Below are 26,472 nucleotides of genomic sequence, written 5' to 3'. Positions count from 1 at the left end.
TGTACCAGCCGGGCCGCTATCATCGACTGAGCGTTTTCGCGCCCCGTCACAACAGAGAGACTCCCATGGCCCAACCTCGCGTCACCCTCGCCGACATCGCCGCGCGCGTGGGCGTCAGCCCCAAGACCGTGTCGAACGTCGTCAACAACACCGGCTGGGTCGGCGCCGAGGTCCGCGAGAAGGTCCTGGTCGCGATCGAGGAGCTGGGCTACCGGCCGAACCTCGCCGCGCGCCAGCTCCGCCGCGGCTCCAGCGGGGTACTCGCGCTCGCGCTGCCGACGCTCGCCGAGCCGTACTTCGCCGAGCTGGCGTCGGTCTTCGTCGACGTCGCCCGCGACCGCAACCTCACCGTCCTGGTCTCCCAGACCGGCGGCGCGCGCGAACGCGAACTGGAGGCCCTCGACGGCACCGGGCTGCCCGCCATTGACGGGCTCATCTTGAGCCCCTTGGGACTCGACGCCTCCGATGTGGAGCAGCGGCGCCGGGACGTCTCGCTCGTCCTCGTCGGCGAGCACGGCGAGCGCATCGCGGGCGAGCGGGAGCACCACGTCGGCATCGACAACGTCGCCGCCGCTGCCGCCGCCACCGCCGAGCTGATCGCCCAGGGCTGCACCAGGATCGCCACCATCGGCGTCCAGGACGAGGGCCCGATGGAGACCTCCCGCGACCGCTTCGACGGCTACGCGCTCGCGCTGCGCCGCGCCGACATCGCACCGGACGACGCGCTGACCGGGCACGTCCAGGAGTTCAACCGCGCCGAGGGCGCCCGCGCGGCGCAGCGGCTCCTCGACGCGGGCGCCTCGTTCGACGGCCTCCTGTGCTTCAACGACTCGCTCGCGCTGGGGGCGCTGTACACGCTCGGCGTGCGCGGCCTCGCCGTCCCCGAGCAGGTGCGCGTCATGGGGTTCGACGACATCGCCGACGGCCGCTACTCGATCCCCGCGTTCTCGACCGTGGCCCCGGGCCGCGAGGCCCTCGCCAACCGCGTGCTCGACATCATCGCCGCGCCCGACAAGGACGACCCGGGACACCACGAGGTGCCGTTCTCGATCGTGGTCCGCTAGTCGGCCATGCGAGCGCGGGCCGCGTAGAGGACCAGCACGACCGCCATGACGGCGACGCCGACGAGGCCGACCGTGCGGAACCCCGCGGTGAACGCCTCGCTGACGCGGTGCAGCACTTCGGTGTTCTGGGCCGCATCGCGGTAGCCGTCCACCCAGGACCCGGACTGCGCGCCCATGGCGGCGCGGTAGACGACGGTGCCGACGCTGCCGAGGACGACCAGGCCCGTGGCGATCCCGATCTCGTTGGCGGTCTGCACGAACGACGCCGCCGAACCGGCCCGCTCCTGCGGGGCGCGGGAGATCACGTCGTTCATCAGGAACGGGAACGCCGCCCCGATCCCGGCCGTGGCGAGCACGCTCCCGGCGACCATCGCCGCGATCCCGGCCCGGCCGGTCGTGGCCGCCGCGTAGCAGACGAACCCGGCCGCCATCACCGCGAGGCTCATCATCACGACCTTGGTCGGCGCCATCCGCTGCCCGAGCCACGGGCCCAGGTTCGAGGCGCACATCATCGCCACCGTGGAGGGCAGCAGCCACAGGGCCGCGAAGAGGGGCGAGAACCCTTGCACGTCTTGCAGGTAGAACGACCAGAACAGCGAGGTGCCGCCCATGAGCAGGGCCGTCAGGAACAGCACCCACATGACGCGGGCGACGCCGGGGCGACGCAGCAGCGCCAGGTCCACCAGCGGGTCGTCCAGGGCGCGCTGGCGGCGCACGAACACGACCCCGAGCCCCAGCCCGACGGCCCCGGCGAGCGCGGGCTCCCAGGACCAGCCGCCGTTCACGAGCAGCTTCAGGGCGGCCACCACAAGGAGGATCGAGGCGAGGCACAGGGCGGCGCTGGGCAGGTCGATGCGCCCGGCCGACTCGGCCTTGTATTCGGGGAGCAGGCGCGGCGCGGCGACCAGCGTCACGAGCATGACCGGGACGCCGAGGAGGAACACCGAGCCCCACCACCAGTGCGCCATCATGACGCCGCCGATGAGCGGCGCGGCGGCCATGCCGGTGAGGAAGCACGTCATGTAGGCGCCCATGGCGGCGACGGCCCGTTTCGGGTCGGGGAACATCCGCCCGATGAGCGCCATCGACGCGGGCATGATCGCCGCCCCCGCGACGCCCATCACGGCGCGCGTGGCGATGATCATCCACGGCTCCACCGCGAACGCGGCCAGCGCCGACGCGAGCGCGAACACCACCGAGCACCACACGATGAGGCGCCGCCTGCCGATCCGGTCGCCGATGGCGCCCATGGTGATCATGGTGCCGCCGACCATGAAGCCGTAGATGTCGTTCATCCACAGCAGTTCGGTCGGGGTGGGCCGCAGGTCGGCGGCCATCTGCGGCAGGGCCACGTTGAGGACGCTGATGTCGATGGCGATGAGCATCGACGGGAGCGCGAGCAGGGCCAGCGCGAGGCGGGGGTTCAGGGTGCGCCCTGGGCGGACGGCGGGTTCGGTGGTGGTCATGGACGGGTCTCCCGGTTCAAGGGCGCCGGTGCGGCGCCGTTACCGGTAGAGACGAGGCGGGGGCCGCGGATTCAGCGGTCCCGGGGGCGCCGTCCGCCGCGGCCGGGCGGCGGACGGCGTTAGGGCCTGTCCTGTGGGTCAGGCCCTAAAGGTCATCCGGCGCGGCGGTAGCCGAACTGCACGGTGAGGTCCGCGGCGTCGGCGGTGGCGCTCTGGACGAGGAGCCCGATGCGTTTCGGCGCGGCGGTGCCGTCGACGACGGCCGCGGTGGTGATGGTCTTGACGGCGGGGTCGGCGGTGGCGGCGACGGGACCGGTGGCGGCTTCGCCGTTGACGGCGAAGCGGACGGAGCAGCCGCCCGCGGCGACGGCGAGCGCGGTCTTGACGATCGTGACGCGTTCGCCCGCGATGTAGAGGGCGCCGGGGAAGTCGTACGTGCCATTGGCGACGGCGCCGTCGACGCGGGCGGCGAACCAGCCGTCGACGTCGCCGGTGCCCTTGTTGCCGGAGATGCGGGTCTCGGCGGTGGGGGTGGTCCTCATGAGCAGGCCGCCCGCGTGGTTGCCGTTGAAGTCGTTGGCGGACACCAGGACGTCGGGCGCGGCGGTGACGAGGGCGTAGTCCTGGCGGTTGGTGCCGTCGCCGACGAAGCCGCCGACGGCGTTGCCGGTGACGACGACGCGGGTGGCGCTTTCGCGGATGTTGAGGCCCGCGCCGTGGCGGTAGGCCGAGCCGCCGCCGGAGTAGGAGCCGGAGGCCTCGGAGCCCTGGAGGTCGAACGTGTCGTCGTCGACGACGGTGATGGTCCATTTGCCGTTCGCCGCGGTGGTGCCGTCCGCGTCGTAGACGGTGACGCGGTCGCCGGTCTGCCAGCCGTGGGCCGCGGCGGTGGTGACGCGGAACTTCCCGTCCCCGTTGTCGGCGATGGCGTCGATAGTGCGGGCGAAGTCGACGTGGGCGGTGCGGCCGTTGTTGCCGATGAGGGACCCGGAGACGGTGAGGCGCTTGGAGGCGAAGTCGATGCCGTTGCGGCCCGCGCCGCGGATGACGCAGCCGGCGAAGGTTACGGAGCCGGTGAAGTCGGGGCCGACGCGGACGAGGTCGTCTTCGCCGTCGGTGGAGATGTAGGTGTTGGCGAACTGGGCCTGGGCGCCGCGTTCGAGGAGCACGGAGACGCCGTGGGTGTTCTCGAAGCCGCCGCCTTCGAAGTACACGAACTTGGGGAGCGCGGTCGTGCCGGTGGTGTTGCGCATCCACAGGCCGTGGCGTCCGAAGAGGACGGCCGTGGCGATGAACTTGAGGGAGCCGCCGAGGCCGTCGACGATGACGTTGTCGGTGGTCGTGTTGTCGGGCCCGGCGGCGATGCCGCACTGGACGAACTCGATCGGGTCGGCGCGGTTGTCGTCGGCTACGCCGTTGAGGAGGACCACGTGCTCGCCGGAGAAGGTGTTCCACACGCAGTTCTGGAAGCGGATCGTGTTGCAGCCGCGGAGGGTTGTGCCGTTGTATCCGTCGCGGAAGCGCACGTTGGAGAAGGCGATCATGTAGTTGCCGTCGTCCTTCTCGGACCCGGCGCGCTCGGTGCGCACGAGGGAGCCGCCGGTGAGGCCGGTGCCGCGGATCTGGAGGTCGCGGAAGCCGCCGCCGTGCATGCCGGTGAGGAGGAACCCGTCCTCGGCGCCGGTGTCGACGAGGATCTGGGTGCCGGTCGCCAGGCTGTCGGTGTGCCCGGCCCCGGCGAAGGTGATGGGGACGCGCAGGACGTTGACGGTGGCGCGGAGGAGGACGATGCCGGGGCCGATCGCGATGGTGCCTCCGGCGGGGAGGGCGTCGATCGCGGCCTGGAGGGGCCCGGAGTCGGCGGTGGTGTCGTCGGCTTCGGCCTCGCCGTCGCCGCGCCAGCCGAACCAGGAGAGGTCGGCGTAGGACTCGACCTGGCGGCGCCAGCGGCCGGTGGCGGTGCCCGCGACGGCGAAGACGGTGCCGCCATCGTCGTCGGCGGTGGACTCGGCGTCCCAGAAGAGGACGCCGCCGCCGCGGCCGGGGGTGTCGAGGTGGTAGCCGACGAGGTAGACGGTCTCGCCGGGGGCTGTCCCGGCCTTGTCGCGGAGGTCCTCGACGGTGGCGACGGGCTCGGCGCCCGCGAGCTGGGCGAGCGTGTCCTCGCCTTGGTCGTTGTTCGCATTGGCGGGGGCGGCGAAGGCGGCGCCCGCGAGGCCGCCGAGGCCGAGGGCGGTGAGGCCGCGGCGGGTGAGGGTGCGGGGTTCGGGGGCGTGGTCGGTGCTCATGGTGGTCACTCCTTCGTGACGGCGGGGGTTCAGTGAGCGGGGATCGGAAGTCGGTCAGCCCTTGACGGCGCCGATGAGGATGCCTTTGGCGAAGTGGCGCTGGAGGAACGGGTAGACGAGGGCGATCGGGACGAGGCTGACGACGAGGATCGCCATCTGGATCGACTGGGAGGCGGGCATGGCGGCCCCGGCGAGTTCGGTGCCGTCCACGCCGAGGGAGGTGTTGTCGACGACGTAGGTGCGCAGGACCAGTTGCAGCGGCCATTTCGCGGTGTCGTTGATGTAGAGGACGGCGTTGAAGAACGCGTTCCAGAACGCGACGGCCTGGAACAGGCCGATCACGGCGAGCACGGCCTTCGACAGGGGCAGCACGATCCGGGTGAGGATCTGGAGCTCCCCCGCGCCGTCGATGCGGGCGGCGTCGGTGAGCTCGCGCGGGATCTCCATGAAGAACGCGCGCATGATGAGCACCTGGAAGGCGTTCACCAGGACCGGCAGGATGAGCGACCAGTACGAGTCGAGCAGGCCGATCGACCTGACCAGCAGGTACATCGGGATGATCCCGGGCGTGAAGAACAGCGTGAACAGGACGGTCATGAGCAGCGGCTTGTGGGCGAACGACCCGGGCCGCGACAGCGCGTACGCCAGGAGCGCGGTGCACGCGAGGGAGAGCAGCGTGCCGACGAGCGTCACGCCGACCGAGACGAACAGGGCCCTGGTGACGACGCCCCCGGCGAGGATCGCGCGGTACGCGTCGAGGTTGGGCCGCTCGGGCCACAGCACGTACCCGCCGGCCTCGGTGATCTGCTGCTGGTCGGCGAGGCTCGTGGAGACGACCGCGAGGAACGGGATCACCACGAACGCGCACGCGAGGATGAGCACGACGCCTTTGGCTCCGCGCACGGCGATTCCGGGCGGGGGCGTGCCGTTGACGTTGCGGCGCACCGGCTTGCGGTTGGCGAGGGCGGTCATTTCTGGTACACCCCGCTCTCGCCGAGGAGGTGCGCGAACTTGTTCGCGAGGTAGACGAGGACGAGGCCGACCAGGCCCTTGACGAGGCCCACCGCGGCCGCGACGCCCCAGTCGCCGCCGATGACGCCGTTGTAGTACACGTACGTGTCGAGCACTTCGGAGGCGTCGGCGCCCACCGAGTCCCGTTGCAGGATGATCTGTTCGAAGCCCACGGTCAGCGCGTCTCCCAGTTTGAGGATGAGCAGGAGCACCACGACGCCGCGGATGCTCGGCAGGGTCACGTGCCAGAGCTGGCGCCAGCGCGAGGCGCCGTCGACGGCGCTCGCCTCGTACAGCTCGGTGTCCACTCGCGACAGAGCGGCGAGGAAGATGATGGTGCCCCAGCCCGCGTCCTTCCAGATGACCTGCGCGGTGATGAGCGGGATGAACAGGTCGGGGTTGCCCAGGAGCGAGACGTCGCCGAGCTCGTGCGTGCGCAGGAACGTGTTGAGCAGGCCCGCGTTGCCGAGCATCTGCTGGAAGATCGCGACGACGACCACCCAGGACATGAAGTGCGGCAGGTACAGCACCGACTGGACGAGGCGCTTGAGGCGCTCGGACAGGAGCGAGTTGAGCAGCAGCGCCAGCGCGATCGGGATGGGGAAGACGAACGCGACCTGCACGAACGAGATGACGAGCGTGTTGGTGAGCGCGTTGAGGAACTCGGGGTCGCCGTTCCAGATGACCGAGAAGTTCGCGAACCCGACCCACGGGGAGTCGTTGATACCGATGTACGGCTGGTAGTCCTTGAACGCGATGACGTTCCCGGCCAGAGGCAGGTAGTGGAACAGCAGGACGACCGCGATCCCCGGCAGGGCGAGGAGCAGCAGGAACCGGTCCCTGCGGAACCGCTGCGCACGACCGGCGCGGCGGGGCCGGGCCGCGCCCGGCGGCGGACCCGCTTGGGGTCCGCTCGCCGGTGCGGTGGTCCTGGTGCCGGTCATCGGCGGGGCGCCCATCAGGCGCTCTCGGACGGGGACGGGGAGGCGGTGTCGACGGCGGCCTCGAACTCGGCGCGGATCGCGTCGCCGCCCGCGGCGCGCCAGGCGTCGACGGCCTCGTCCCAGGCCTCGATGCCCTTGCGGCCGGAGACGATGTCGAGTTCGGCGGCCTTGATGATCTCGGCCAGCTCCCCCGCGTTGTCGATGGCGGTGTTCGAGTACAGACCGATGGACGGGTCGCGGACGATCCGCGGGACGGCGGTCTCCTGGAAGGCCCGCTGGGCGTCGACGCGGGCCTGGGCGCGGGGGCCGAGGATCGGGGCGGCGTCGGTGACGTACTCGAACGGGACGGTGGTCTCGTTGGTGCCCAACGCGGTCTTGACCGGGGTGTCGCCGTCCCATTCGAAGTGCTGGCCCTCGACGCCGAACTTGCGGAGCATGTACTCGGTGGAGCCGATGGGGGCGGCGAGCCAGTTCGCGACGTTGAGGAGCTGCGCGATGCGGTCGTCGTCGGCTTTCTTGAAGGCCATGAGGCCGAAGCTGGTGGTCCCGGCGCGGTGGACGCCCTCGCCGCTGCCGTCGTAGGAGGGCGCGGGGATGCCCTGGACGTCGACGCCGTAGGTGTCGGCGAGGATGTCCCAGGCGGCGTAGCCGTCGGGGCCCATCGCGATGGTGCCGTTGCCGAACAGGTCGCGGAGGTTGATGTTCTCGGAGGCGGCGTCGGGGTGGAAGAGCCCGGCGGCCATCATCTCGGCGACCCGGGCGACGGCTTCGCGGCGCTCCTCGGTCTCGTACTCGTTGGTGAACTCGCCGCCCTCTTCGCGCCACACGTTTGGGACGCCGAGCATGTTGCCCACGTAGGTGATGAGGCCGCGCGGGTTGCCGAAGGCCCACCGGTTGGCGGCGGGGTCGGTGAGGGCGGTGGCGGCCTCCAGGAACTCGTCGTAGCTGCCGGGCGCGAGGTTGAGGCCCTGCGCGGCGAAGAGGTCGCCGCGGGCGAACATGATGGTGCCGACGATCGCGCGCGGGTTCGGGACGCCGTACAGGCCGCCGTTGTAGACGCTGGGGAGCCAGGAGTCCGTGGGGAAGTTCGCGAGGTGCGGGTAGTCGGCGATCTTGTCGCCGGAGATATGCCCGGAGAGGTCGGCGCAGAGGTTCGCGAGGACGTCGGAGCGGTTGGCGAGGCTCGCGGAGACCAGGAGCATGTCGGGGAGGTCGCCGCCCGCGATGATCGTGGAGAGCTTCGCGAGGTAGTCGGCGGCGGGCGTCATGGTGATGTCGAGTTCGGCCCCGACGGAGGCGTTGACGGCCTGCCAGTAGGCATTGTCGCCCATGCCGGGCGGGACCGGGTTGAACATGTTGGTGAGGATGGAGACCGTCCCGGCGCCGTCGGCGGGCGGCGCGTCGAAGGCGTCGACGAGGTCGCGCGGGAAGGAGTAGTACCCGGCGAGGACGCCGTCCTCGGTGGCGGGGAGGTCCGGGGCGGCGATCTCGCTGGGAATGTAGGAGGGCAGTTCGACGCCGGTCTCGCTCAGGGTCTGGGCCTCGCCGGTGCCCGCGCCGTCGCCGCACGCGGCGGTGCCGCCCGCGGCCGCGAGGAGCGCGGCGCCGCCGGTCGCCCGGAGCAGGCCTCGCCTGCCGATGTGGATGTCGCTCATGATCAGCTCCGATCAGGTGTCACAGTGAAGGGTTCGGTTCCAGCAGCGTCAGGTCTACGGCGGCCGCCATGGCCTCGTAGCCGGCCCACGAGGGGTGGACGCCGCCGCCGGAGTCGTATTCGGCGCGCAGTTTCCTGGGGTCGTCGGGGTCGCGGACGGCGGCCTCGAAGTCGATGTACGGGTCGCCGCTCTCGCGGATCGCGGTGTTGACGGCGACGCGGATGGCCTCCTTGGCGTCGGTGTAGCTCGCCGAGCCGAGCCAGGGGGTGACGGTGCCGAGGACGAGGCGCACGCCGTGGACGGCGAGGCGCTCGCGGATCTGCGCGTACGCGGCGAGGAGGTCACCGGGGGCCGCGGCCTTCCCGGAGGCGATGTCGTTGATCGCTTCGAGGAGGACCACGGCGTGGACGCCGGGGTGGGAGAGGACGTCGCGGTCGAGGCGGGCCTGCGCGGAGGGGGCCGCGCCGTCCCACAGGACCCGGTTGCCGGAGACGCCCGCGTTGAGGACGCCGGTGCTCGCGCCCGCGGCGAGGAGCCTGCGGGCGAGGTAGTCGGGCCAGCGCCGGTTCAGGTTCGAGGTGGAGCCGACGCCGTCGGTGATGGAGTCGCCGAGGCACACGACCGCGCCGCCGGGGCCGTCGAGCTGGACGGTGATCTCGTCGAGGAGGTACCACTTCGAGATGAACTCGGTGAACGCGTCGGCGGACTCGTCGGCGGCGTGGTCGCCGTCCACGGTGAGGTAGGAGCGCTGGGCGGCGATGCTGTGTCCGGTCACGTTCGCGACGGTGTCCGGGACGTGGATGCTCACGGCGACATCGGCTTCGGCGGGGAGGTCGAGGTCGATCGGGTCGGAGAGGACGACGGCCCCGGCGGCGATGACCGCGGAGGCGCTGCCGCTGAAGGTGACGGCCCTGTTGGTGCCCGCGGCGACGGCCCCGCCTCCGGTGTGGAGGCCGAAGTAGACGGTACCGACGGTGAGCGGGGCGGTGCCGCCGACGTTGGACAGGCGCAGGCGCGGCGCGGTTCCGGGGACACTGGTGCGGACGATGAACCGGCCGGTCCGGCCGCCGAAGGTCACGTCGGCGAGGGGGTAGGCGGCGGCGCCCCAGGTGCCGACGCGGGGGCCCGCGGCGGTCTGGGCGGCGGCGGGTGCGGCGGTGATCGCACCGCCGAGGGCCGTGCCGCCGATCGCGGCTCCGGCGCCGAGGAGGACTCGCCGTTTCATCGGGCGGCCCCTTTCAGGAGGAGTGATACGACCTCCCAGGGCCGCAAGGCGACCGCGGGGCCGTGGAGGGGGTGGAGCGGGGTCTCGTCGGCGCGGCAGCGCACGGCGGTCCCGGGCGGGAGCGGCACCTCCGCGCCGCGCCCGGTGAGGTCCTGGAGCCGGACGAGCAGGCCGTCGCGGTCGCGCGGTTCGGCGACGGTGGCGTGGACGCCGGGCGGCAGGTCGAGGTCCAGGAGGGAGGCGGCGTCGGCCGGGAGCGGCCGGGGGTCGGTGTCGAACTTGTCGAGGCGGTTGACCTCGCTCGCGACGCCGGGGAAGCGGGTCTCGCGGCCGAAGACGCCGGCCGCGGCGGGGTCGAATCCGGTTGCGGGCGTGAAGGAGTAGTGGAGGTCGAGGGTCCCGTGCTGTTCTGGCGGGGTGTTGGTGGGCCAGTAGTTGTTCATGACCCACGAGAAGACCGCGCCGCTGCGCGGGCGGAAGTGGTCGGGCCATTCGCCGCGCACGATGTCGCCGAGGGCGACGAGTGGTGCGTCGGCGCTGGTCCAGTAGACGGCCGGCCCGCCGGGGGCGGTCTCGACGGCGACGCCGTACTGGGTGGTGAACCACTCGTTGCAGGCGCCGGGGGCGTGGTCGGCCGCGGGGTCGACCCAGCCCTGCTGGCGGTCGTAGTGGAAGCGCGGTTCGGTTGCGGCGAAGGGGAAGGCGACGTAGACGGCCTCTTTGGCGAGTTCGCGCTCCTTCTCCAAGCGCACGTGGACGTCGACGCGGTCGTCGCCGTCGCGCAGGAGCAGGTCGACCTCGACGTGCGGAAGGTTGCGGGCGGTGCCGACGGTGCGCAGGCGCCAGCCGTCGTAGGTGCGGCGCAGGCCGACCGGGCGCATCGCGGCGGCGGCGACGGTGAGGTCGGGCGGGTCGGCGAGCGGGCGGCGGCCGGAGATCGTGGACGTCGGCGGATGCGGATGGGTATGGGGCGCACCGGAGTGCGCGAACGCGTCGGGGTGGTCGCCCCTGGTGAGCGCGTCCGGTCCGTTGAGGACGTAGAGGACGTCGCCGAGCCGCCACGGCGAGGCTGGGTCTTGCAGGGCATGGTCGAGCAGGGCCCGGCCGGTGGGGCGGTGGGTGAGGGACCGGACGGCGCCCGTGTCGGGGTCGAGGGCGAGGTCCCAGCGGTCGGTGGTGAGCGTCGCCGGGACGGGCCGCCAGTCGTCGATCGCTGCGGCCGTGCGTTCGGCGACCCCGCCCTCCTCGCCGGGGGCGAGGGTGCGGGCCGCGCCCATGGGGACGGCGCGGTAGCCGAAGGGCGGCACGTCCGGGACGGTGAGGCGGTGCTTGACGAGGCCGTCGCAGTCGGCCAGCGCCTCGGTCGGAAGGGGTTCGCCGCCGTGGAGGAACGGGGTCCCGGCGGGGGCCTCCACCTCGACGTCGAGGTCGCGGGCCCAGCCGAGCGGGTTGTGCGCCAGGAGTGTCGGGCCGGCGGTGGTGACGAGCTCGCCGAGCTGCGAGAGGGCGCGGCGGGTCTCGTCCAGGGCGTTCCGGTGTCCGGTGTGGACCTGGTGGCGCTTCCAGTCGAGCTGGTCCCCCACCTGGTCGCCGTGCGGGTGGGCGTTGGCGTGGGACCAGGTCCAGGTGTGCTCGCAGCCGAAGAGGGCGCCTTCCCAGGCGGCGTCGAGGGCGTCGCGGTTGGGGCGGTAAGTGTCGTCGGTGCACGCGATGAGGGCCGCGAGGGCCTCGGCGACGGGCAGGAGCGCCTGGGTGCGGCGGTGCTCGGCCGCGACGGCGGCGCCGGTGCCGACGCCGTCCTCCCAGTAGGAGCCGCCGTCGCCGCGCCACACCGGGAGCCGGTCGGCGAGCGGGCGGACGGCGTCGAGGTAGCCGGCCATGGTGGACACTGCGATGCGCGGCCAGGCGTAGGCGGCGTTCCAGCGGGCCGCGAACGCGGCGTCGCCGTCGGCGAGGTCCTCGTTGTCGGCGTGGGTGCCGATGACGGGCAGGTCGTGCGGGAGGTAGTCCTCGCGCTCGTAGCGGGCGAGGAAGCGCGCGAGCGCGTGCGCGCCGCCCGCGAGGGTCTGCGGGTCGCCCGCCATGAACCGCAGCTGGGAGTAGGTGTCGGAGAAGTGGGTGAGGACGCGGGAGCCGTCGATCCCCTCCCACATGACGGGGCTGGCGAGGTGCTGGAGGTCGGAGTCGGCGCCGCCGCCGCGGTGGTGGTTCTCGATGCCCACGAAGGCGTCGATCCCCAAGGCGCGCAGCATGGACGGGACGGCCGCGGAGTAGGAGGGCACGTCGGTGAGGTTGGCGTAGTCGACGGGCACGCCGTGCTCGTCGCGCAGCCGCGCCGCGAGGTAGGCGGCCCGGTAGACCTCTTCGAGGCTCGCGACGCCGGACAGGAACAGGGAGTGGAAGGCGTTCACGGAGACGCGGCCCGAGCGGAGCGCGGCGAGGACGCGCTCCGCGCGCTTGCCGGAGCGGGTCGCGAGGTACTGGGCGACGACGAGTGACCCGTCGACGGAGAACGCGAAGCCGTCGTCGCGGTCGAGGGCGGCGAGGGCGCGGTCGAGGTTGCGGGAGTGGAGTTCGAGGACCTTGCCCTGGACGTCGGTGTAGCCGACGTCGAGGTGGACGTGCGGGATGAGGTGCACGGTCCACTTGCGCTTCGGTTCGAGGGTGAACGCGGCGGGCGCGCCGCCGTCGAGGCGGACCTCGGCCGCGGTCGGGCCGGTGAGTCCGGGGACGGGGAAGCGGACCCGGACCTGGCCGGCGTCACGGCCGGGGCGCGCGAGGTCGTGGGTCCAGGTGCGGTCCGCGATGCGGACCTCGGCGGTGCGGGGGGCGGCGGCGCCGAAGGGGGCGGTGACGGTGAGGTCGACGAGCTGGTGCAGCCCTTCGGTTTCGATGAACAGCGGCGTCGATGCGAGCGAGACGTGGACTCGGGCCGGTGCGTCGTGGGGCACCAGGGCGAGGCGCCGCCAGGTGAGGCCCGAGCCGAAGTGGTGGCCGAACTGCTCGCGATGGCGGGTGGGCCCGCCGGGGTCGGCGACGGGGCCGGTCGCGGCCTCGGCGTCCAATGTGGTGGTGACGCCGATGCGGTGCTCCCCCGCGGCGAGGTCCCCGAGCGGGACCTCCACGACGGCCGCGCCCGCGATGGGCCCGTGCCGGTAGACCTCGGAGCGGTCCTCGCGGACCACGTCGGGGTGGAACAGCCCGGCCCGTCCGTCGATGTCCACGAGCAGGTCGGGGCAGGGCCCGTGCCCGGCGTCGAATTCGAGCCGCAGCAGCCAGTTCCCCTGGGGTACTTCGGTTGTCAGCTCGATCCGGTGGTCGCGCCACCCTGCGGCGGCGTCGAGCGGGCCGGGCTGGAACGCGGGCAGGTCCGGGCCGCCGATCGGGAACTCGATGACGTCGGTCATGGGCGCCGTCCCTTGTCGGGGAGGTCGAGGACCGCGCCGTGCTCGGTGAGCGCCGCCGCCAGCGCCGGGTAGTCGTAGTCCTGCACCGGGAGTCCGGTGGCGAGGGACTGGGCGGCGAGTTCGCCGCAGGCTTCGCCGAGCATCCCGAAGTTCGGTTCCATGCGCGGCGAGGAGAACCCGATGTGGCTGGCGGAGAAGCAGACCGCGACGGTGAGGTTCGCGGTGCCGCGCGAGGGGAACAGGACCTCGGCGGGGATCTCGTAGAGGTCCACGGGCGGGTTGTGGACCGTGCCGGAGAGGGTGCCCTCGCCGACCACGGTGCCGTCCCCTTCGGGGTAGTACTGGACGACGTGGGAGTCCATCGCGTAGGCCCAGCAGGCGACGGCGGTGGCCTTTCGGTTGTTCGGCTTCAGCAGGTCGTGCTGGGTGAGGACGTGCGCGCCGACCATGCGGCGGGCCTCGCGGACGTAGAGGGCGTGCGGGAAGCCGGGGCCCAGGGGGCTGTCGGTGAACTCGTCGGGCGGGAGGCCGAAGGTGCGGGCGTCGGCGCGGAAGGCCTCGGGGAGGGCCGGGTCGTTGGCGAGCCAGTAGAGCATCCCCTGGTGCCAGGCGGCCTGCTCGGCGACGATGTCGTCGCGGCGCTTCCAGGACCCGTCGGGGTAGTCCCAGGAGGCCCCGGGCAGGTCGAAGCCGAAGAACAGGGCCTGGTTGGTCTGGAACTTGCCGTTCGGGAGCGCGGCGGTATGGGTGACGATCGAGGAGAGCCCGGCGACGTCGCGGTCGCGCAGGTGCTGGAGGAGGTGGCCGTAGCGGGCGGGGTCGTAGTCGTGGGGCCGTTCGAAGGGGAGGCGGTCGGCTTCGCGGGTGAGGACGCCGCGGAAGTTGTACGCCTGGGTCTTGCCGTCGGCGTCGCCTTCGGCCTCAAGGGGGACAGGCCCGACCGGGTAGCCGGTGTTGGGTGTGAAGGGGCCGCGGCGGTAGGCGCGGGCGGGCTGGAACCCGGCGAGGGGCTCGTCGTACTGGGAGGCGGCTTCGCGGCCCGTCGTGTACGGCACTCCGGCGTGGGCCATGAGGTCGCCTTCGTAGGAGGCGTCGATGAAGAACCGGGCCCGGTGCCACTCGCCGCCGGTGCGGACGGCGGTGATGCGGTCGGCGGTGCGCTCGACGTCGGCGGGCGACTCGACGCGCTGGCCGGTGCGGACCTCCGCTCCGGCCTCGTGCAAGAGGTTCCACGAGACCCGTTCGGCGGCTTTGGGTTCGAAGAGGTACTTCGGGCCGTCCTCGCCGTACTCGGCGCCGATCCCGGCGAAGAACCGGGTGCGCGTGAGCCCGGCGAGGGCCTCGGGGACGTCGGGGGTGTCGGTCTTGACGAGGCCGCCCGCGACGATGCCGCCGACGTGCCCGGTGGGTTCGAGGACCAGGGCGCTGTATCCGCGCAGGGAGAGGCGGAGCGCGGCCATGATCCCGGCCGGCGTGGCGCCGTAGATGAGGACGTCAGGCACCGGGCACCCGCTTCTTCGGCTTGGCGAGCACCGGGGTCGCGTTCTTGGACGCCTGCGAGGGGCGGGTCCGCTGCACGTCCTCGGGCCAGGCCACGGGGGCTCCCACGGTGGTGGCGAGGAGCTGCTGGAGGTCCTCGGTGAGGCGCGGGGAGTCGCCGACGGCGTGCGGCTCGGTCTTCTCGGCGGCGCACAGGGCCGCGAGGGCGCCGACGGCCTCGCCGATCGACCACTCCACGGGGTGGAGGCGGTAGCAGCCGTTGGTGATGTGGGTGGTGCCGATGTTCTTGTTGGCGGGCAGGAGGTTCCGCACGCGCACGGGCAGGAGCGCGCCGAGCGGGATCTGGAACGGGTAGGTCTCCAGGTTGACGTAGTTGACGCCCGCGGCGCTGGGGTGGAGGTCGATGTTGTAGTGGCCGATGCCCACCGAGTCGGCGAACTGCTCGGCGCCCTGGCCCTCGGGGCGGTCGACGACGGCGACGTGCTGCTCCAAGACAGTGAAGCGGGCCTTGATGCGGCGGGACTCGCGGATGTACGCGGTCTTGGCGAGCCCGTCGGCGGTGCCGGTGAGGTCGGGGCGGAGCTTGAGGCCGGGGTAGCCGGTGCCGCCGTCGGGGCGCGGGGCCTCGGTCTGCATCCAGTGGAGGTAGGACAGCGACAGCTCCTTGCAGCGCTGCAGGGCGAGGTCGCGAGCGGCCGCGTCGACGTCGGCGCCGATGAGCGGGGCCTCCCAGTAGTCGATGTTCGGCCAGTTCACCAGGGTGATGTCGGTGTCGATGAGCTCGGGGTCGAACTGGGTGCGGGCGCGGATGCGGCGGAAGTGCCACAGGTCGGGGAGCATGACGGCGTCCATGTCGCCCTCGAAGATGCGGTTGGTGCGCCCGCCCATGGTGTGGATGTCGATCTTCTCCCAGGACAGCTGGGGTCCGGGCCAGAAGTCGTCCACGTGGGTGCGCCAGTGGTCGTAGGAGGCGGGCCGGTCGACCACGTGCTCCTCGCCGGGGCGGTATTCGAGGGGGAAGGTCCAGGTGATCGACTGCTGGTCGGTCGGGTCGGGCTCGGGGGCGGCGTAGGGCTCGCCGGTCTGGGCGTGGGACTCGGCGCCCACGACGTGCTCGACGCCCGCGAGTTCGAGGAGGTCGCCGAGCTCGGTGGCGTCCACGACGAGCGGGGCGGTGACGGTGCGGTCGCCTTGCGGGCCGCGGAGGGTCACGGCCGCGATGCGGTCGCCCTCGACGTGGGCGGCGACCGGCACGTGCCCGTACAGGACGGTGATGCGCCCGGCGGAGCGGTAGGGGGCGAGCATCTCGTCAATGGCGGCGACGCCCACGGCCGGCTCGCAGCAGAGCTTCGAGACGTTCCCGAGGCCGGGGTTGAGGGCGGGCTCGGCCTCGGCCGCCGCGGTGAGGGGGTAGTTGCGGCGGTAGTAGTCGCGGATGCGGTCGCGCAGTTCGCGGTACCCGGCGGAGGTGAGGCCGGACTCGATCCAGGGGTGCTCGTCGGAGGGCACGGCCTGGGCGGTGAGCTGCCCGCCGAGCCAGTCGGTCTCCTCGGTGAGCAGCACGTGGAGGCCGAGGCGGGCGGCGGTGCGGGCGGCGGCGACGCCGCCGAGCCCGCCGCCGACGACGAGGAGGTCGGTCGCGGTCTCGTGCACTGGAGGCATGTGGGGGTCTCCCGGTCGATGATGGTTGCTGATATTATCAGCAACGCAGTCGATATTCGATGAGGTCGAGCCCACGTTACCGCAAGGATGCCGGGAGATGTCAAGAGCGATCCGGAAGTTTTTCCCGCATGGAAGCGTGGCACATGCGTGCCGATAGCGCTGATATGAATTCGTTGTATGCTGATGCGATGAACGATCGTATGACTTCGGCGCCCGCCCTCCCCGGCGTGCGCTACCTCCTCCCCGCGATCGGCGCCCCCGAGCGGCTCGACGCCGACGTCGTCGTCTACGGCGCCACCGCGGGCGGCGCCACGGCCGCGATCGCGGCCGCCCGCAAGGGACGGTCCGTGGTGCTCCTCGCCTTCGGCGACCACGTCGGCGGCATGACCGCCTCCGGGCTCGGCACCACCGACGTGGGCGACGCGGCCACGGTGGGCGGCCTCGCCCGCGAGTTCTACCGCCGCGTGGCGCACCGCTACCGGGCCGCCGACCCGCACTGGGACGTCGAGGCGGGCCTGGCCGAGGCGATCCTCACCGAGTGGCTCGCCGACTCGGGCGTGCAGCTGCGGAGGCGCAGGCACCTCGACGGCGTCGTCATGGACGGCCAGCGGATCGCGGCGATCACCACCGACGACGGTTCCGCTTACGCCGCAAGGGTGTTCGTGGACGCCTCCTACGAGGGCGACCTCATGGCCCGCGCCGGGGTCTCGCACACCGTCGGCCGCGAGTCGTCCGAGGTGTACGGCGAGCCGCAGGCGGGCGTGCAGCGCAGCTGGAACCACCAGTTCCAGCGGCCCGTCGACCCCTACGTCGAGCCGGGACGGCCCGAGAGCGGCCTGCTCCCGGGGATCAGCCCGGACCCCATGGGCGCCACCGGGGACGGCGACCGGCGGCTCCAGGCGTACAACTTCCGGCTCCACGTCACCACGGGAGCCGACCGCGTCCCGTTCCCCGAGCCCGACGGGTACGACCCCGGCCGGTACGAGCTGCTGCGCCGCTACGTCGACGCGGGCGTGTACGAGCTGTACGGGCGCTGCACCCGCGTGCGCGGCGAGGTGTACGACATGAACAACCACGGCGCGGTCTCCTCCGACCACATCGGAGCGAACTACCGCTGGCCCGAGGCCGGATACGAAGAGCGCGAGGCGATCTACCAGGACCACGTGCGCTACCAGGCCGGGCTGCTGCACTTCCTCGCGAACGACCGGCGCCTGCCCGAGCGGGTGCGGGCCGACACCCGCCTGTTCGGGCTCGCGCCGCAGGAGTTCGCGGCCCAGTCGCACTGGCCGCACCAGCTGTACGTGCGCGAAGCCCGCCGCATGGTCGCCGAGCGGGTCGTCACCCAGCACGACGCCGCCGGGCGCGGCTGCGCCGACCCGGTGGCCCTGGCCTCGTACGTCATGGACTCCCACAACGCCAAGCGCGTCGTCGTCGACGGGCAGCCCGTGAACGAGGGCAATGTGCAGCATCCACTGTCGACACCGTTCGGCGTTCCCTACCGGGCGCTCGTGCCCGCGCGTGGGGAGTGCGAGAACCTGTTGGTGGCGTCGGCGGTGTCCGCGTCGCACGTCGCGTTCGCGTCCGTCCGCATGGAGCCGGTGTTCATGATGCTCGGCGAGGCGGCCGGGACGGCGGCGGCACTCGCGGCGGCCGACAAGACCGCCGTCCAGGACGTGGACTACGGGCGGCTGCGCGGCGACCTGCTCGCGGGCGGCGCGATTCTGGGCACGGGGGACGGGCATCGATGAAGGAGGATGGAACGATGACCAAGCGGACGTCACGGCAGGCCGACATCGCCAAGGAGGCGGGGGTCTCGCAGTCGACGGTCTCGATGGTGCTCAACGGGACCGCCGAGAACGGCCGGATCTCCGCGGAGACCCGCAAGCGGGTCCTCAGCACCGCGCGGCGCCTCCAGTACGTGCCCGCCTCGGCGCAGCGCGCCCCGGCCGCGCGGGCCCAGCCGCTGCTGCTCGGCGTCCACACCTTCGAGCCGATCTTCCCCACCAGCACCGGCGACTACTACTTCGAGTTCATGCGCGGCATCGAGGACCAGGCCGCCGCCGAGGGCTGCAACCTCATGCTGTTCACCGCCGCGCGCCACGACGACGGGGTGCGCCGCATCTACGAGGACGGCGCGAACGGGCTCCAGCAGGCCGCCGGGAGCCTCCTCCTCGGCCACCACGCCGACCGCGACGACCTGGCCCGGCTCTCCGCCGAGCACTACCCGTTCGTCTACATAGGGCACCGCGAGGTGGCCGACGGGATCGCGTACGTGGGCGGCGACTACCGCACCGCGACCGGCCGCATCGTCGACGAGCTCGTGGGCGTCGGCCACCGGTCCTTCGCCTACCTCGGCGAGACCTCCAGGCACGAGCCTCAAGTGGACCGCTGGGAGGGCTTCGCGACCGCATTGGGCCGCTTCGGGCTCCCCGTCCCCGAGCCGCACTTCACCGACCCCGAAGGCCTCACGGCGCAGTGGCTCGACGCCGCGGTCGCCTCCGGCGCCACCGCGCTGCTCGTGGAGTCGGTGAGCCTGCTGCGGGTCCTCGCGGCCATGGCGAGCATCCGCGGCCTGGAGATCCCCCGGGACCTGTCGATCGTGGTCCTCGTCGACATCCCCGTCGGCGAGGTCGGAACCCGCCAGTGGGCCTCGCTGCGCGTCCCCCGGCACGAGATGGGCCGCCGCGCGGTCCACCTCCTGACGTCCCTGCTCACCGACCCGGCCGGAGAGTACGACCGGCAGGTCCTCCTCCCCTGCGCGTACTCGTTGGAGGCCACTGTCGGTCCCCGCCCCTAGGATGGACGGACGCCTGCGGAGCCGATGGAGGTACATCATGGCGAGCACACTCACGGTCGACCTGTTCGTCTCGGTCGACGGCTGGGCCGGGAGCGACGGGCTCCCCGGCTACTTCGGGTACTACGGGCCCGACCTGGGGGCCTGGATCGACGAGGAGACCGCGAAGCCGCAGCGGGTCGTCATGGGGCGGCGCACGTACGAGGCGTTCGCGTCGCTCCCGGCCGAGGCCTGGGGCGACACGTACGAGTCGACGATGGCGCTCGACAAGACCGTCTTCACGACCACGCTCACCGAGATCCCGTGGCCGAACACGCGCATCGAGACCGACCTCGCTTCGGGGATCGCGGCGATGAAGGCCGGGGACGGCGACCCGATCCGCACCTGGGGCAGCCTGTCGCTCGCCGACCAGCTGCTGGCGGCCGGGCTCGTCGACCGGGTCCGCATCCTCACGTTCCCGCTGTTCGCGGGCGACGCGGGACGGGACTCGACGTTCTCGGCGGTCGCCGCCGCGGACCTGGAGCTGACCGACCACCGCGTCCTCGACGGCCGCATCGTCCTCACCGAGTACCGGCCCACGGGCAAGGACATCCCGAGGGCCTGAAACGGCCGATGAATTCCGGCGGCGGTGCCAGTCTGCACTGGTACACGACTGCACCGACCGCTAGGAGTTCCACATGACCGCCGAGTACACCTTCGACGTCTTCACCAGCCTCGACGGCTTCGGCGCCGCCACCGGCGACTGGCGCGGGTACTGGGGCAAGCAGGGCCCCGAGTTCCTCGCCCACCGCCTCGACCAGTACTCGCAGGACCAGCGGATGGTCTTCGGAGGCAACACCTTCCGCAGTTTCCAAGGCATGCTCGCCAACGCCGACGAGGACTTCGAGGTCCGCGACCCGTGGGTCACGCGGATGATCGAGGCCCCCGCCACGGTCGTCTCCGACACGCTCGAAGCACCGCTCGACTGGCACGACGCGACCCTGGTGCGCGGCGACGGCGTCGACGTCGTGCGCCGCCTCAAGGAGCGCTCGGAGGTGCCGCTGCGCTCGCACGGGAGCCTCGCGCTCAACCGGTCGCTCCTGGCCGCGGGCCTGGTCGACCGCCTCCAGATCACGCTGTTCCCGGTCGTCACCGGCCGGTCCGGCGCGGCCCCGATCTTCGCGGGCGCCGAGGACTTCGACCTGGAGCTCATCGAGACGAGCACGTACGACGGCCGCATCCAGGAGTTCGTCTACAAGCCCACGCTCCACGGCTGACCGGGCCCGGGCCGGGGAGCGTTTGCCGAGGTCCCCGGCCGGGTATTGAGCGGGCATGACACGGGGGAACGAGTCGTGACCGGGTTCCGGGAGCCGATGCTCGCCACGCTCACCGAGCGCCGGTTCTCCAGTCCCGACTGGGTGTTCGAACGCAAGCTCGACGGCATGCGGGCCATCGCCGAACGCGACGGCGGCGCGGTGCGCCTGTGGTCACGCACCGGGCGGCCCATCGAGGACGGGTTCCCCGAGATCGCCGACGCGCTCGCCGACCTCGCCGGGCCGCGGTTCACCGCCGACGGCGAGATCGTCGCCTTCGACGGCGCGCAGACGAGCTTCGCGCGCCTCCAGGGCCGCATCCACCTCACCGACCCCGCCCGGATCGCCGCCACCGGCATCCGCGTCCACTACTACCTGTTCGACCTGCTCTCGGTGGAGGGCGAGGACGTCACGCGCCTGCCGCTGCGCGACCGCAAGCGGCTCCTGCGCCGGGCCTTCACGTTCCAGGACCCGCTGCGATACTCCGCGCACCGCAACACCGACGGCGAGGCCCTCTTCGAGGACGCCTGCGGCCGCGGCTGGGAGGGCCTCATCGCCAAACGGGCCTCGTCGCGGTACCGCAGCGGCCGCTCCAAGAACTGGCTGAAACTCAAATGCGTGCGCGACCAGGAGTTCGTCGTCGGCGGCTTCACCGACCCGCAGGGCTCGCGCGCCGGCTTCGGGGCGCTCCTCGTCGGCTACCACGACGGGCGCGGCCCGCTGCGGTACGCCGGGAAGGTGGGCACCGGGTACGACGACGCCACGCTCCGGGCCCTGCGCGAGCGCATGGACGCGCTCGCCGAGCCGAAGAGCCCGTTCAAGGACCCGGTCCGCGAGCGCGCCCACTGGGTCCGGCCCGAGCTGGTCGTCCAGGTCGCGTTCACCGAGTGGACCGCCGACGGGATGCTGCGCCACCCGCGCTACCAGGGCGAGCGCACCGACAAGCCCGCCCGGGACGTGGTCAGGGAGACCGCCTGATGGCCCGCCCGGAGCACGTCGAGGTCGGCGGGCGCACCATCAGGGTCCCGCACCCGGACAAGGAGATGTTCCCCGGCGAGGGGATCACCGCGGCCGACGTCCTCGCCCACTACCGGGCCGTCGCCCCCGTGATGCTCCCCCACCTCGCCGGGCGGGCGCTGACGCTGCTGCGCCACCCCGACGGGATCGGCGCCGAGGGGTTCTTCCAGCGGCACGCCATGGACTACTTCCCCGACTGGGTGCGCACCGTGGCGGTCCCCAAGCGCGACGGGACGCAGGCCGACGCGGTGGTGTGCGACGACGAGGCGACGCTCGTCTACCTCGCGGCTCACAGCGCGATCGAGTTCCACATCCGGCCCTGCACCGTCGACGCGATCGACTACCCCGACCGGATGGTGGTCGACCTCGACCCGCCGGACGGCGTGCCCGTGGCGGTGCTGCGGGACGTCGCGCGGCGCGTCCGCGACCTCGTCGCCGACCTCGGGTTCACGCCGTTCCTCCAGACCACCGGGGGCCGCGGCTTCCACGTCGTCGCGCCCCTGGACCGCAGCGAGGACTTCCGGTTCGTGCGCGAGCTCGCGGGCGACCTTGCGGGGCACCTCGCCCGCGCCGACCCGGAAGTGCTCACCGTGCAGCACCGCATCGAGAAGCGCGCAGGCCGGATCTTCCTCGACGTCAACCGCAACGGCCGGTCGCAGACCTTCGCGTCCCCGTACACGCTGCGCGCCAGGCCCGGCGCGGGCGTGGCCGTGCCCCTCGACTGGAGCGAGCTCGGCCGCGCCGTCCCCGGCGGCCACACCATCCGCACGATCCGCAGGCGCCTGGCGCGCAAGGCGGACCCGTGGGCGGACATCGACGAATACGCGGCCCCGGCGGGCCCGGCCCGCGCGAAGCTCGACGCGCTCATCGGCCCGCGGCGGGCCGCGAGGAGCGCGGCGAAGCGCCGGCGCCTCGCGCGCTAGGCGCTCTTGCGGCGCGATGCGGCGGCCTTCTTCGCGGCCTTCTTGGCCGGGGCCTTGCGGGCGGTCTTCTTGGCGCTCTTCTTGGCCGTCTTCTTCGCGGCCTTGCGCGCCGTCTTCTTGGCGGGGCGCTTGCGCTGGTCGACGGACTGCTGGAGCGCGTCCATGAGGTCGATGACCTTGGCCTTCGGCCGCTCCCGCTTCGACTTCGGGGCGCTGCGGCCCTCGTGCTTCGCCTCGATGAGGTCGGCGAGGGCCTCCTGGTAGGCGTCGGTGTAGCCCTCGGGGTGGAAGTCGGCGGCCATCGCGTCGATGAGCGTCCCGGCCATCTCCAGCTCCTGTTCGCGCACCTCCGCGTCGAGGCCGCTCGTCTGGGGCTTGCGGATCTCGTCGGGCCACATCATCGTGTGCATGACCAGCGCCTCGCCGCGGGGGCGCAGCGCGGCCAGGCTCTCGCGGCGGCGCAGCGTCACCTTCACGACCGCGATCCGGTCCTGCTGGATCAGGGCCTCGCGCAGGAGCACGTAGGGGCGGCCGCCGGTCTTGTCCGGTTCGAGGTAGTAGCTCTTGTCGTAGTAGATCGGGTCGATCTGCTCGGCGGGCACGAACTCCAGGACCTCGATGGTCTTCGACGTGCTCACCGGGAGGTCCTTGAGGTCGTCCTCGTCGAGGAGGACCACCTCGTCGTCGGGGGTCTCGAAGCCCTTGACGATCTCGTCGGGGTCCACCGGCTCGTCGTCGATCTCGCACACCTTCAAATAGCGGATCCGGCCCTCGTCGGCCGCGTGGTACTGGTGGAGGCCCAGGTCGTGGCTGCCGGTGGCCGCAGTGACCTTGATCGGGATGCTGACCAGCCCGAACGCTATCGCCCCGCTCCAGATCGCCATGGACCCAGGATCGCACCGATGCGCATGCGGCAGGAGTGAAACCTGAGAGTTCTTTCGATATCCGTCCTAGTCTCAGGACGTGGACCTGCCCGCACCGATGCTGCCTATCCCCGGCCCGCCGCCCTCCCGCGGCGGCTGGTCCTACGAGCGCGAGCAGGACGGCCTGCGCGTCGTCTGCGGCGCCGCGGACGGGCGCTGGCGCATGCTCACCCGCTACGGCACCGACCTCGCGGACCGCTTCCCCGAACTCGCGCGCATCACCGACTTCCACGGCACGGTCCTCGACGGCGAACTGGTCCTCTCCCCCGCCGGGATGCGCCGCCGATACACGTCCCCCGAGGACGCGGCCCGTCTCGCCGACGCCTTCCCTGCCACCGTGGTCGTCTTCGACGTCCTCGCCCTCAACGCCGTCGACGTCCGCCACGAGCCCTACATCTACCGCCGCATCGCCCTCGACGGCCTCGGCCTCGACTCCGACACTTGGCGCACCCGCCCCTGGACCACCGATCCGCCCGCCGACCCCCGCGGCTCGATCGCCAAACGCCTCGCCAGCCCCTACACGAGCGGCCGCTCCCCCGACTGGATCCGCTTGCGCAGACCCTCACCCGACCGAGCCGAGATGCCCCACCTCGCCCAGCCGCACCACAGCACGGCTCCGATAGAAGTCGTCCTCGACGAGCGTCGTAATACTCCCCGAGCCCGCCTTGAACACCGCGTATCCCAATGACGCGACCGGCATCCGCACCCACGCGGCCACGACGAACGTCAGCGCGTACCCGTGGGTGACGACGATCTGATGCGCGCACGGGCGATCGGCGATCTCGTCCACCGCCGCATACACCCGCTGCGCCACGGCCGAATCCGGTTCGAGCCCTGCGATCCCGCCGGTGTGGGCCATCCGGTCGCCGACTGCGGGAGGCGCGATCCGCCTGGCGTCCAACCATTCCTGCGGTTTGCCCTCGGCCTCTCCGAACGACTTCTCCCGGAGCCGCCCGTCGAACACCGGCCGCACCCCGAACGCCGCGCCGATCACCTCGGCGGTCTGCGCGGTGCGTTGCAGGTCTGAGGACCACAACTCCACTTCGGCGCCGTCGGGGACCTCCGCCCGCAGCGCTGAGGCAATCGCCTGCGCGGCGGCGGCACCGCGGGCTGTCAGGGCCGAGTCGTGCCATCCGCCCACAACTCGCTCGACATGATGGGTCGCCTCCGGATGGGTGACGACGTAGAGCGTGCGCATCTGCATGTGCCCCTTCCGGGAGTCGGCCAGGCCTTTCGCCGCGGAGCGTACTCGACGCCCCCGTCGCCCGACCCCCGGACTTCCAGGGGCCGGTCAGGCGGCGTCGAAGGCGGCTTGGAGTTCTGCCGGGTCGAGTTTGCCCATGCGGAGCATCGCTGCGACGACGGCCTGGGCTTTGACCTGGTTCGGGTCCTTCTGGAGTTCGAACATGAGGGTGGGAGTGACCTGCCAGGACAGGCCGAACTTGTCCTTGAGCCAGCCGCAGGGACCTTTCTCGCCGCCTTCGGAGAGGCGCTCCCAGAAGTAGTCGACCTCCTCGGCGGTGTCGCAGTGGACCATGAGCGAGACCGAGGTGTTGAACGCGTTGCCCGAGCCGCCGTTGAGCGCGATGTACCGCCGCCCGGCCAGTTCGAAGTCGACGGTGAGCACCGACCCGGGCTCGCCGGGACCGGCCGAGCCGTTCTCGGTGACCTCCAGGATCTTCCCGTCCTCGAAGATCGAGGTGTAGTGCTCGGCCGCGTCCATCGCCTTGCCGTCGAACCACAGGAACGTCGTGACGTCCTTCATGATCGGTGTCCTTCCCGAATCGATCCGCCGCCTCCCTTGAGGAGCGGCCGATTCCGAACCTACCGATCTTCGAGGCGCCGGTCTTGAACGAAACGAGCGTCCGCCGGCGCCCGCGCGCCGCGCATCGCGGCTACCGTTGTAGCGACTCGATGTTGCTTCCAGAAAGAGGACCGCCCGTGGCAAGTACCGCAGAGATCAAGGCGCAGATCCAGTCCGCCATCGAGCAGGCGAACGAGGCGATCGGCCAGATCGGCGCCGCGCAGACCCAGATCGAGACCGCGATCGGCGCGGGCAGCGCCGCCACGCAGGACACCTCAAGCGCCCTCCCCGGCGAGGCCCTCGGCCAGTGGCAGCAGGCGAAGGAGCAGCTCGAAGAGGCGGTCACCCTGGCCCTGGCGGCGAACCAGACGTTCGAGCAGTACTCCAACACGATCTGACGCGCGCCCCGAGCGCAGACGAGGGCCCCATGCCGTTCGGCATGGGGCCCTCGTCTCGCCGTCCCGGGAAAGCCCTGTGAACCCGGTCCGGCTGCGGCTCCCATCGGCGGGTCCTTGACAGGGGGGCCGATGCGGCAGAGCCGGGTCGGGCGGTGCGCGGGCCCCGGCGGCTTCTTTCTAGGGACCCGCGACGCGCCCGGCGTCGCAGCGGGACGCCTGGCGGCGTCCCTTACTGGATTTGATCTTACCTTGGATTGAGTCTAAATCAAGTCCGGGCCTTGAGTGACCTCGCCCGCAGGACGCAGGTCTGCATCGGGAGCGTGAACTCGCCGCGGGCGGTCTCGGGGCGGGATTCGAGGTAGGTGCGGAGGCGGTCGAGCAGGTCGCGGCGCTCCCGGTCGGGCATGACGAGGACGCCCGCGCGCGTGGCGAGGGTGGCGACGAGGGTGTCGGCGGTGCGGCGCTGGTGGTGCGGGAAGTGCGCCCGTTCGGGTGAGCCGAAGGAGGGCGCGCCCGTGGCGGGGAGGTGCATGTCGGCGGTCTCGGTACGCCAGCTCGCGGGCGTGTCGCGGGGGCCGACGACGGCGGGCCCGGCGGTCCGGGCGAGCCCGGCGACCCAGTCGATGCCGTCGTCGAGGACGTTCCAGAGCCCGGCGAGGACGCCGCCGGGGGCGAGGACCCGGGCGATCTCGGGTCCGGCCGCGGCCATGTCGAACCAGTGCATGGCGTTCCCGGCGAGGACGGCGTCGACCGAGTCGTCGGGCAAGGGGATCGCTTCGGCGCTGCCATGGAGGGCGCGAACCTCGGGCAGGTCGTGCCGCAGCTGCGCGAGCATCGACTCGTCGGGCTCGACGGCGACCACGTCGACGCCCGCAGCGGCGAGGAGCGCGGCCAGCTTGCCTGTCCCGGCGCCGAGGTCGAGGACCCGCGGCCCGGGCGCGGCGTCGAGGGCCCAGCGGACGGCCGCCTTCGCGTAGTCCGGACGGTGCTCGGCGTAGGCGGCGGCCGCACCGCCGAACGATGAACGGTGGCGTGCGCGCTCGTCCTGCTCCATCCGGTCAGCCTACGGCGGCGCGACGTGACGCAGGGAACGAAGGGT

At 72.2% G+C, this 26,472-nt stretch carries 21 protein-coding genes and 1 pseudogene; 9 read left to right on the top strand and 13 right to left on the bottom strand.

Translation table 11 applies throughout. From position 1 onward, the window contains the following. Positions 1–65: 65 nt before the first annotated feature. Entirely contained in the window at positions 66–1,064 is a 999-nt protein-coding gene (locus tag WA640_RS11160) for a LacI family DNA-binding transcriptional regulator (RefSeq protein ID WP_335987717.1), read from the top strand. Here the strand turns inward: WA640_RS11160 and WA640_RS11155 are convergent. From WA640_RS11155 to WA640_RS11115, 9 genes are all read right to left on the bottom strand, one after another. Beyond that, positions 1,061–2,530, bottom strand: a complete 1,470-nt coding sequence (locus WA640_RS11155) for an MFS transporter (protein ID WP_335987716.1) — start codon at positions 2,528–2,530, stop codon at positions 1,061–1,063. The two genes, WA640_RS11160 and WA640_RS11155, sit on opposite strands and share 4 nt — an antisense overlap. A gap of 152 nt (positions 2,531–2,682) precedes the next feature. Next, positions 2,683–4,818 (bottom strand): hypothetical protein, encoded by a 2,136-nt coding sequence (locus WA640_RS11150; protein WP_335987715.1) that lies wholly within the window; start codon positions 4,816–4,818, stop codon positions 2,683–2,685. Between the two features lie 54 nt (positions 4,819–4,872). Next, positions 4,873–5,790 carry a carbohydrate ABC transporter permease gene (locus WA640_RS11145; protein ID WP_106363713.1) on the bottom strand — a complete coding sequence of 306 codons (918 nt, stop codon included), beginning with the start codon at positions 5,788–5,790 and terminating at the stop codon, positions 4,873–4,875. Then, positions 5,787–6,773, bottom strand: coding sequence for an ABC transporter permease (locus WA640_RS11140; protein ID WP_335987714.1), 987 nt, complete (start codon positions 6,771–6,773; stop codon positions 5,787–5,789). Before WA640_RS11140 ends, WA640_RS11145 begins: the two co-directional genes overlap by 4 nt. A 14-nt stretch (positions 6,774–6,787) precedes the next feature. After that, positions 6,788–8,428 carry an extracellular solute-binding protein gene (locus WA640_RS11135; protein WP_335987713.1) on the bottom strand — a complete coding sequence of 547 codons (1,641 nt, stop codon included), beginning with the start codon at positions 8,426–8,428 and terminating at the stop codon, positions 6,788–6,790. Between the two features lie 19 nt (positions 8,429–8,447). Further along, positions 8,448–9,653 (bottom strand): SGNH/GDSL hydrolase family protein, encoded by a 1,206-nt coding sequence (locus WA640_RS11130; protein ID WP_335987712.1) that lies wholly within the window; start codon positions 9,651–9,653, stop codon positions 8,448–8,450. Further along, a complete protein-coding gene (locus WA640_RS11125) occupies positions 9,650–13,060 on the bottom strand; it encodes a hypothetical protein (RefSeq protein WP_335987711.1) in 3,411 nt (1,136 codons plus the stop codon). The genes WA640_RS11130 and WA640_RS11125 overlap by 4 nt, the downstream gene beginning before the upstream one ends. After that, positions 13,057–14,562, bottom strand: coding sequence for an FAD-dependent oxidoreductase (locus WA640_RS11120; RefSeq protein WP_335987710.1), 1,506 nt, complete (start codon positions 14,560–14,562; stop codon positions 13,057–13,059). Before WA640_RS11120 ends, WA640_RS11125 begins: the two co-directional genes overlap by 4 nt. Further along, positions 14,555–16,222 (bottom strand): FAD-dependent oxidoreductase, encoded by a 1,668-nt coding sequence (locus WA640_RS11115; protein ID WP_335987709.1) that lies wholly within the window; start codon positions 16,220–16,222, stop codon positions 14,555–14,557. Before WA640_RS11115 ends, WA640_RS11120 begins: the two co-directional genes overlap by 8 nt. A gap of 188 nt (positions 16,223–16,410) precedes the next feature. On the opposite strand from WA640_RS11115, the gene WA640_RS11110 reads away from it, so the two are divergent. The 6 genes from WA640_RS11110 to ligD (WA640_RS11085) all read left to right on the top strand — a co-directional run bounded on the left by WA640_RS11110 (position 16,411) and on the right by ligD (WA640_RS11085) (position 22,248). Next, a complete protein-coding gene (locus tag WA640_RS11110) occupies positions 16,411–17,970 on the top strand; it encodes an FAD-dependent oxidoreductase (RefSeq protein ID WP_335987708.1) in 1,560 nt (519 codons plus the stop codon). Between the two features lie 14 nt (positions 17,971–17,984). After that, a complete protein-coding gene (locus tag WA640_RS11105) occupies positions 17,985–19,019 on the top strand; it encodes a LacI family DNA-binding transcriptional regulator (RefSeq protein ID WP_335987707.1) in 1,035 nt (344 codons plus the stop codon). 37 nt (positions 19,020–19,056) lie between these two features. Continuing rightward, a complete protein-coding gene (locus tag WA640_RS11100; protein WP_181245734.1) occupies positions 19,057–19,620 on the top strand; it encodes a dihydrofolate reductase family protein in 564 nt (187 codons plus the stop codon). A gap of 73 nt (positions 19,621–19,693) precedes the next feature. Beyond that, a complete protein-coding gene (locus WA640_RS11095; protein WP_335987706.1) occupies positions 19,694–20,272 on the top strand; it encodes a dihydrofolate reductase family protein in 579 nt (192 codons plus the stop codon). Between the two features lie 96 nt (positions 20,273–20,368). Next, positions 20,369–21,286: a non-homologous end-joining DNA ligase gene (gene ligD, locus WA640_RS11090; RefSeq protein ID WP_442904746.1), complete on the top strand. Its 918-nt coding sequence runs from the start codon at positions 20,369–20,371 to the stop codon at positions 21,284–21,286. After that, positions 21,286–22,248, top strand: coding sequence for a non-homologous end-joining DNA ligase (ligD, locus tag WA640_RS11085; protein WP_335987704.1), 963 nt, complete (start codon positions 21,286–21,288; stop codon positions 22,246–22,248). The genes ligD (WA640_RS11090) and ligD (WA640_RS11085) overlap by 1 nt, the downstream gene beginning before the upstream one ends. Here ligD (WA640_RS11085) and ku read toward each other — a convergent pair. Then, complete coding sequence (gene ku, locus WA640_RS11080; RefSeq protein ID WP_335987703.1) at positions 22,245–23,132, bottom strand: non-homologous end joining protein Ku; 888 nt, start codon at positions 23,130–23,132, stop codon at positions 22,245–22,247. The genes ligD (WA640_RS11085) and ku overlap by 4 nt on opposite strands. 97 nt (positions 23,133–23,229) lie before the next feature. Here ku and WA640_RS11075 point away from each other — a divergent pair. Further along, positions 23,230–23,577 (top strand): annotated as a pseudogene (locus WA640_RS11075) (ATP-dependent DNA ligase); the annotation flags it as partial. A gap of 156 nt (positions 23,578–23,733) precedes the next feature. On the opposite strand, the gene WA640_RS11070 reads toward WA640_RS11075, so the two are convergent. Both WA640_RS11070 and WA640_RS11065 read right to left on the bottom strand, forming a co-directional pair. Further along, the gene (locus WA640_RS11070) at positions 23,734–24,369 is read right to left on the bottom strand and encodes a histidine phosphatase family protein (RefSeq protein ID WP_335987702.1); all 636 of its coding nucleotides are present in this window, start codon (positions 24,367–24,369) and stop codon (positions 23,734–23,736) included. A 93-nt stretch (positions 24,370–24,462) separates the two neighbouring features. Continuing rightward, positions 24,463–24,936, bottom strand: a complete 474-nt coding sequence (locus tag WA640_RS11065; RefSeq protein ID WP_335987701.1) for a VOC family protein — start codon at positions 24,934–24,936, stop codon at positions 24,463–24,465. A gap of 176 nt (positions 24,937–25,112) precedes the next feature. Between WA640_RS11065 and WA640_RS11060 the strand changes: the two genes are divergently transcribed. Further along, the gene (locus tag WA640_RS11060) at positions 25,113–25,373 is read left to right on the top strand and encodes a hypothetical protein (protein WP_106363727.1); all 261 of its coding nucleotides are present in this window, start codon (positions 25,113–25,115) and stop codon (positions 25,371–25,373) included. Between the two features lie 265 nt (positions 25,374–25,638). Here the strand turns inward: WA640_RS11060 and WA640_RS11055 are convergent, their stop codons facing one another. Continuing rightward, positions 25,639–26,427, bottom strand: a complete 789-nt coding sequence (locus WA640_RS11055) for a class I SAM-dependent methyltransferase (protein ID WP_335987700.1) — start codon at positions 26,425–26,427, stop codon at positions 25,639–25,641. Positions 26,428–26,472 lie beyond the last annotated feature (45 nt).

Origin of the sequence: Glycomyces sp. MUSA5-2 (assembly GCF_037034145.1) — a bacterium.
In the GTDB taxonomy this organism is placed as follows: domain Bacteria; phylum Actinomycetota; class Actinomycetes; order Mycobacteriales; family Micromonosporaceae; genus Glycomyces; species Glycomyces artemisiae.
The sequence above is the reverse complement of the archived record's forward strand: the minus strand, read 5'-3'. Positions and strand labels throughout refer to the sequence as shown.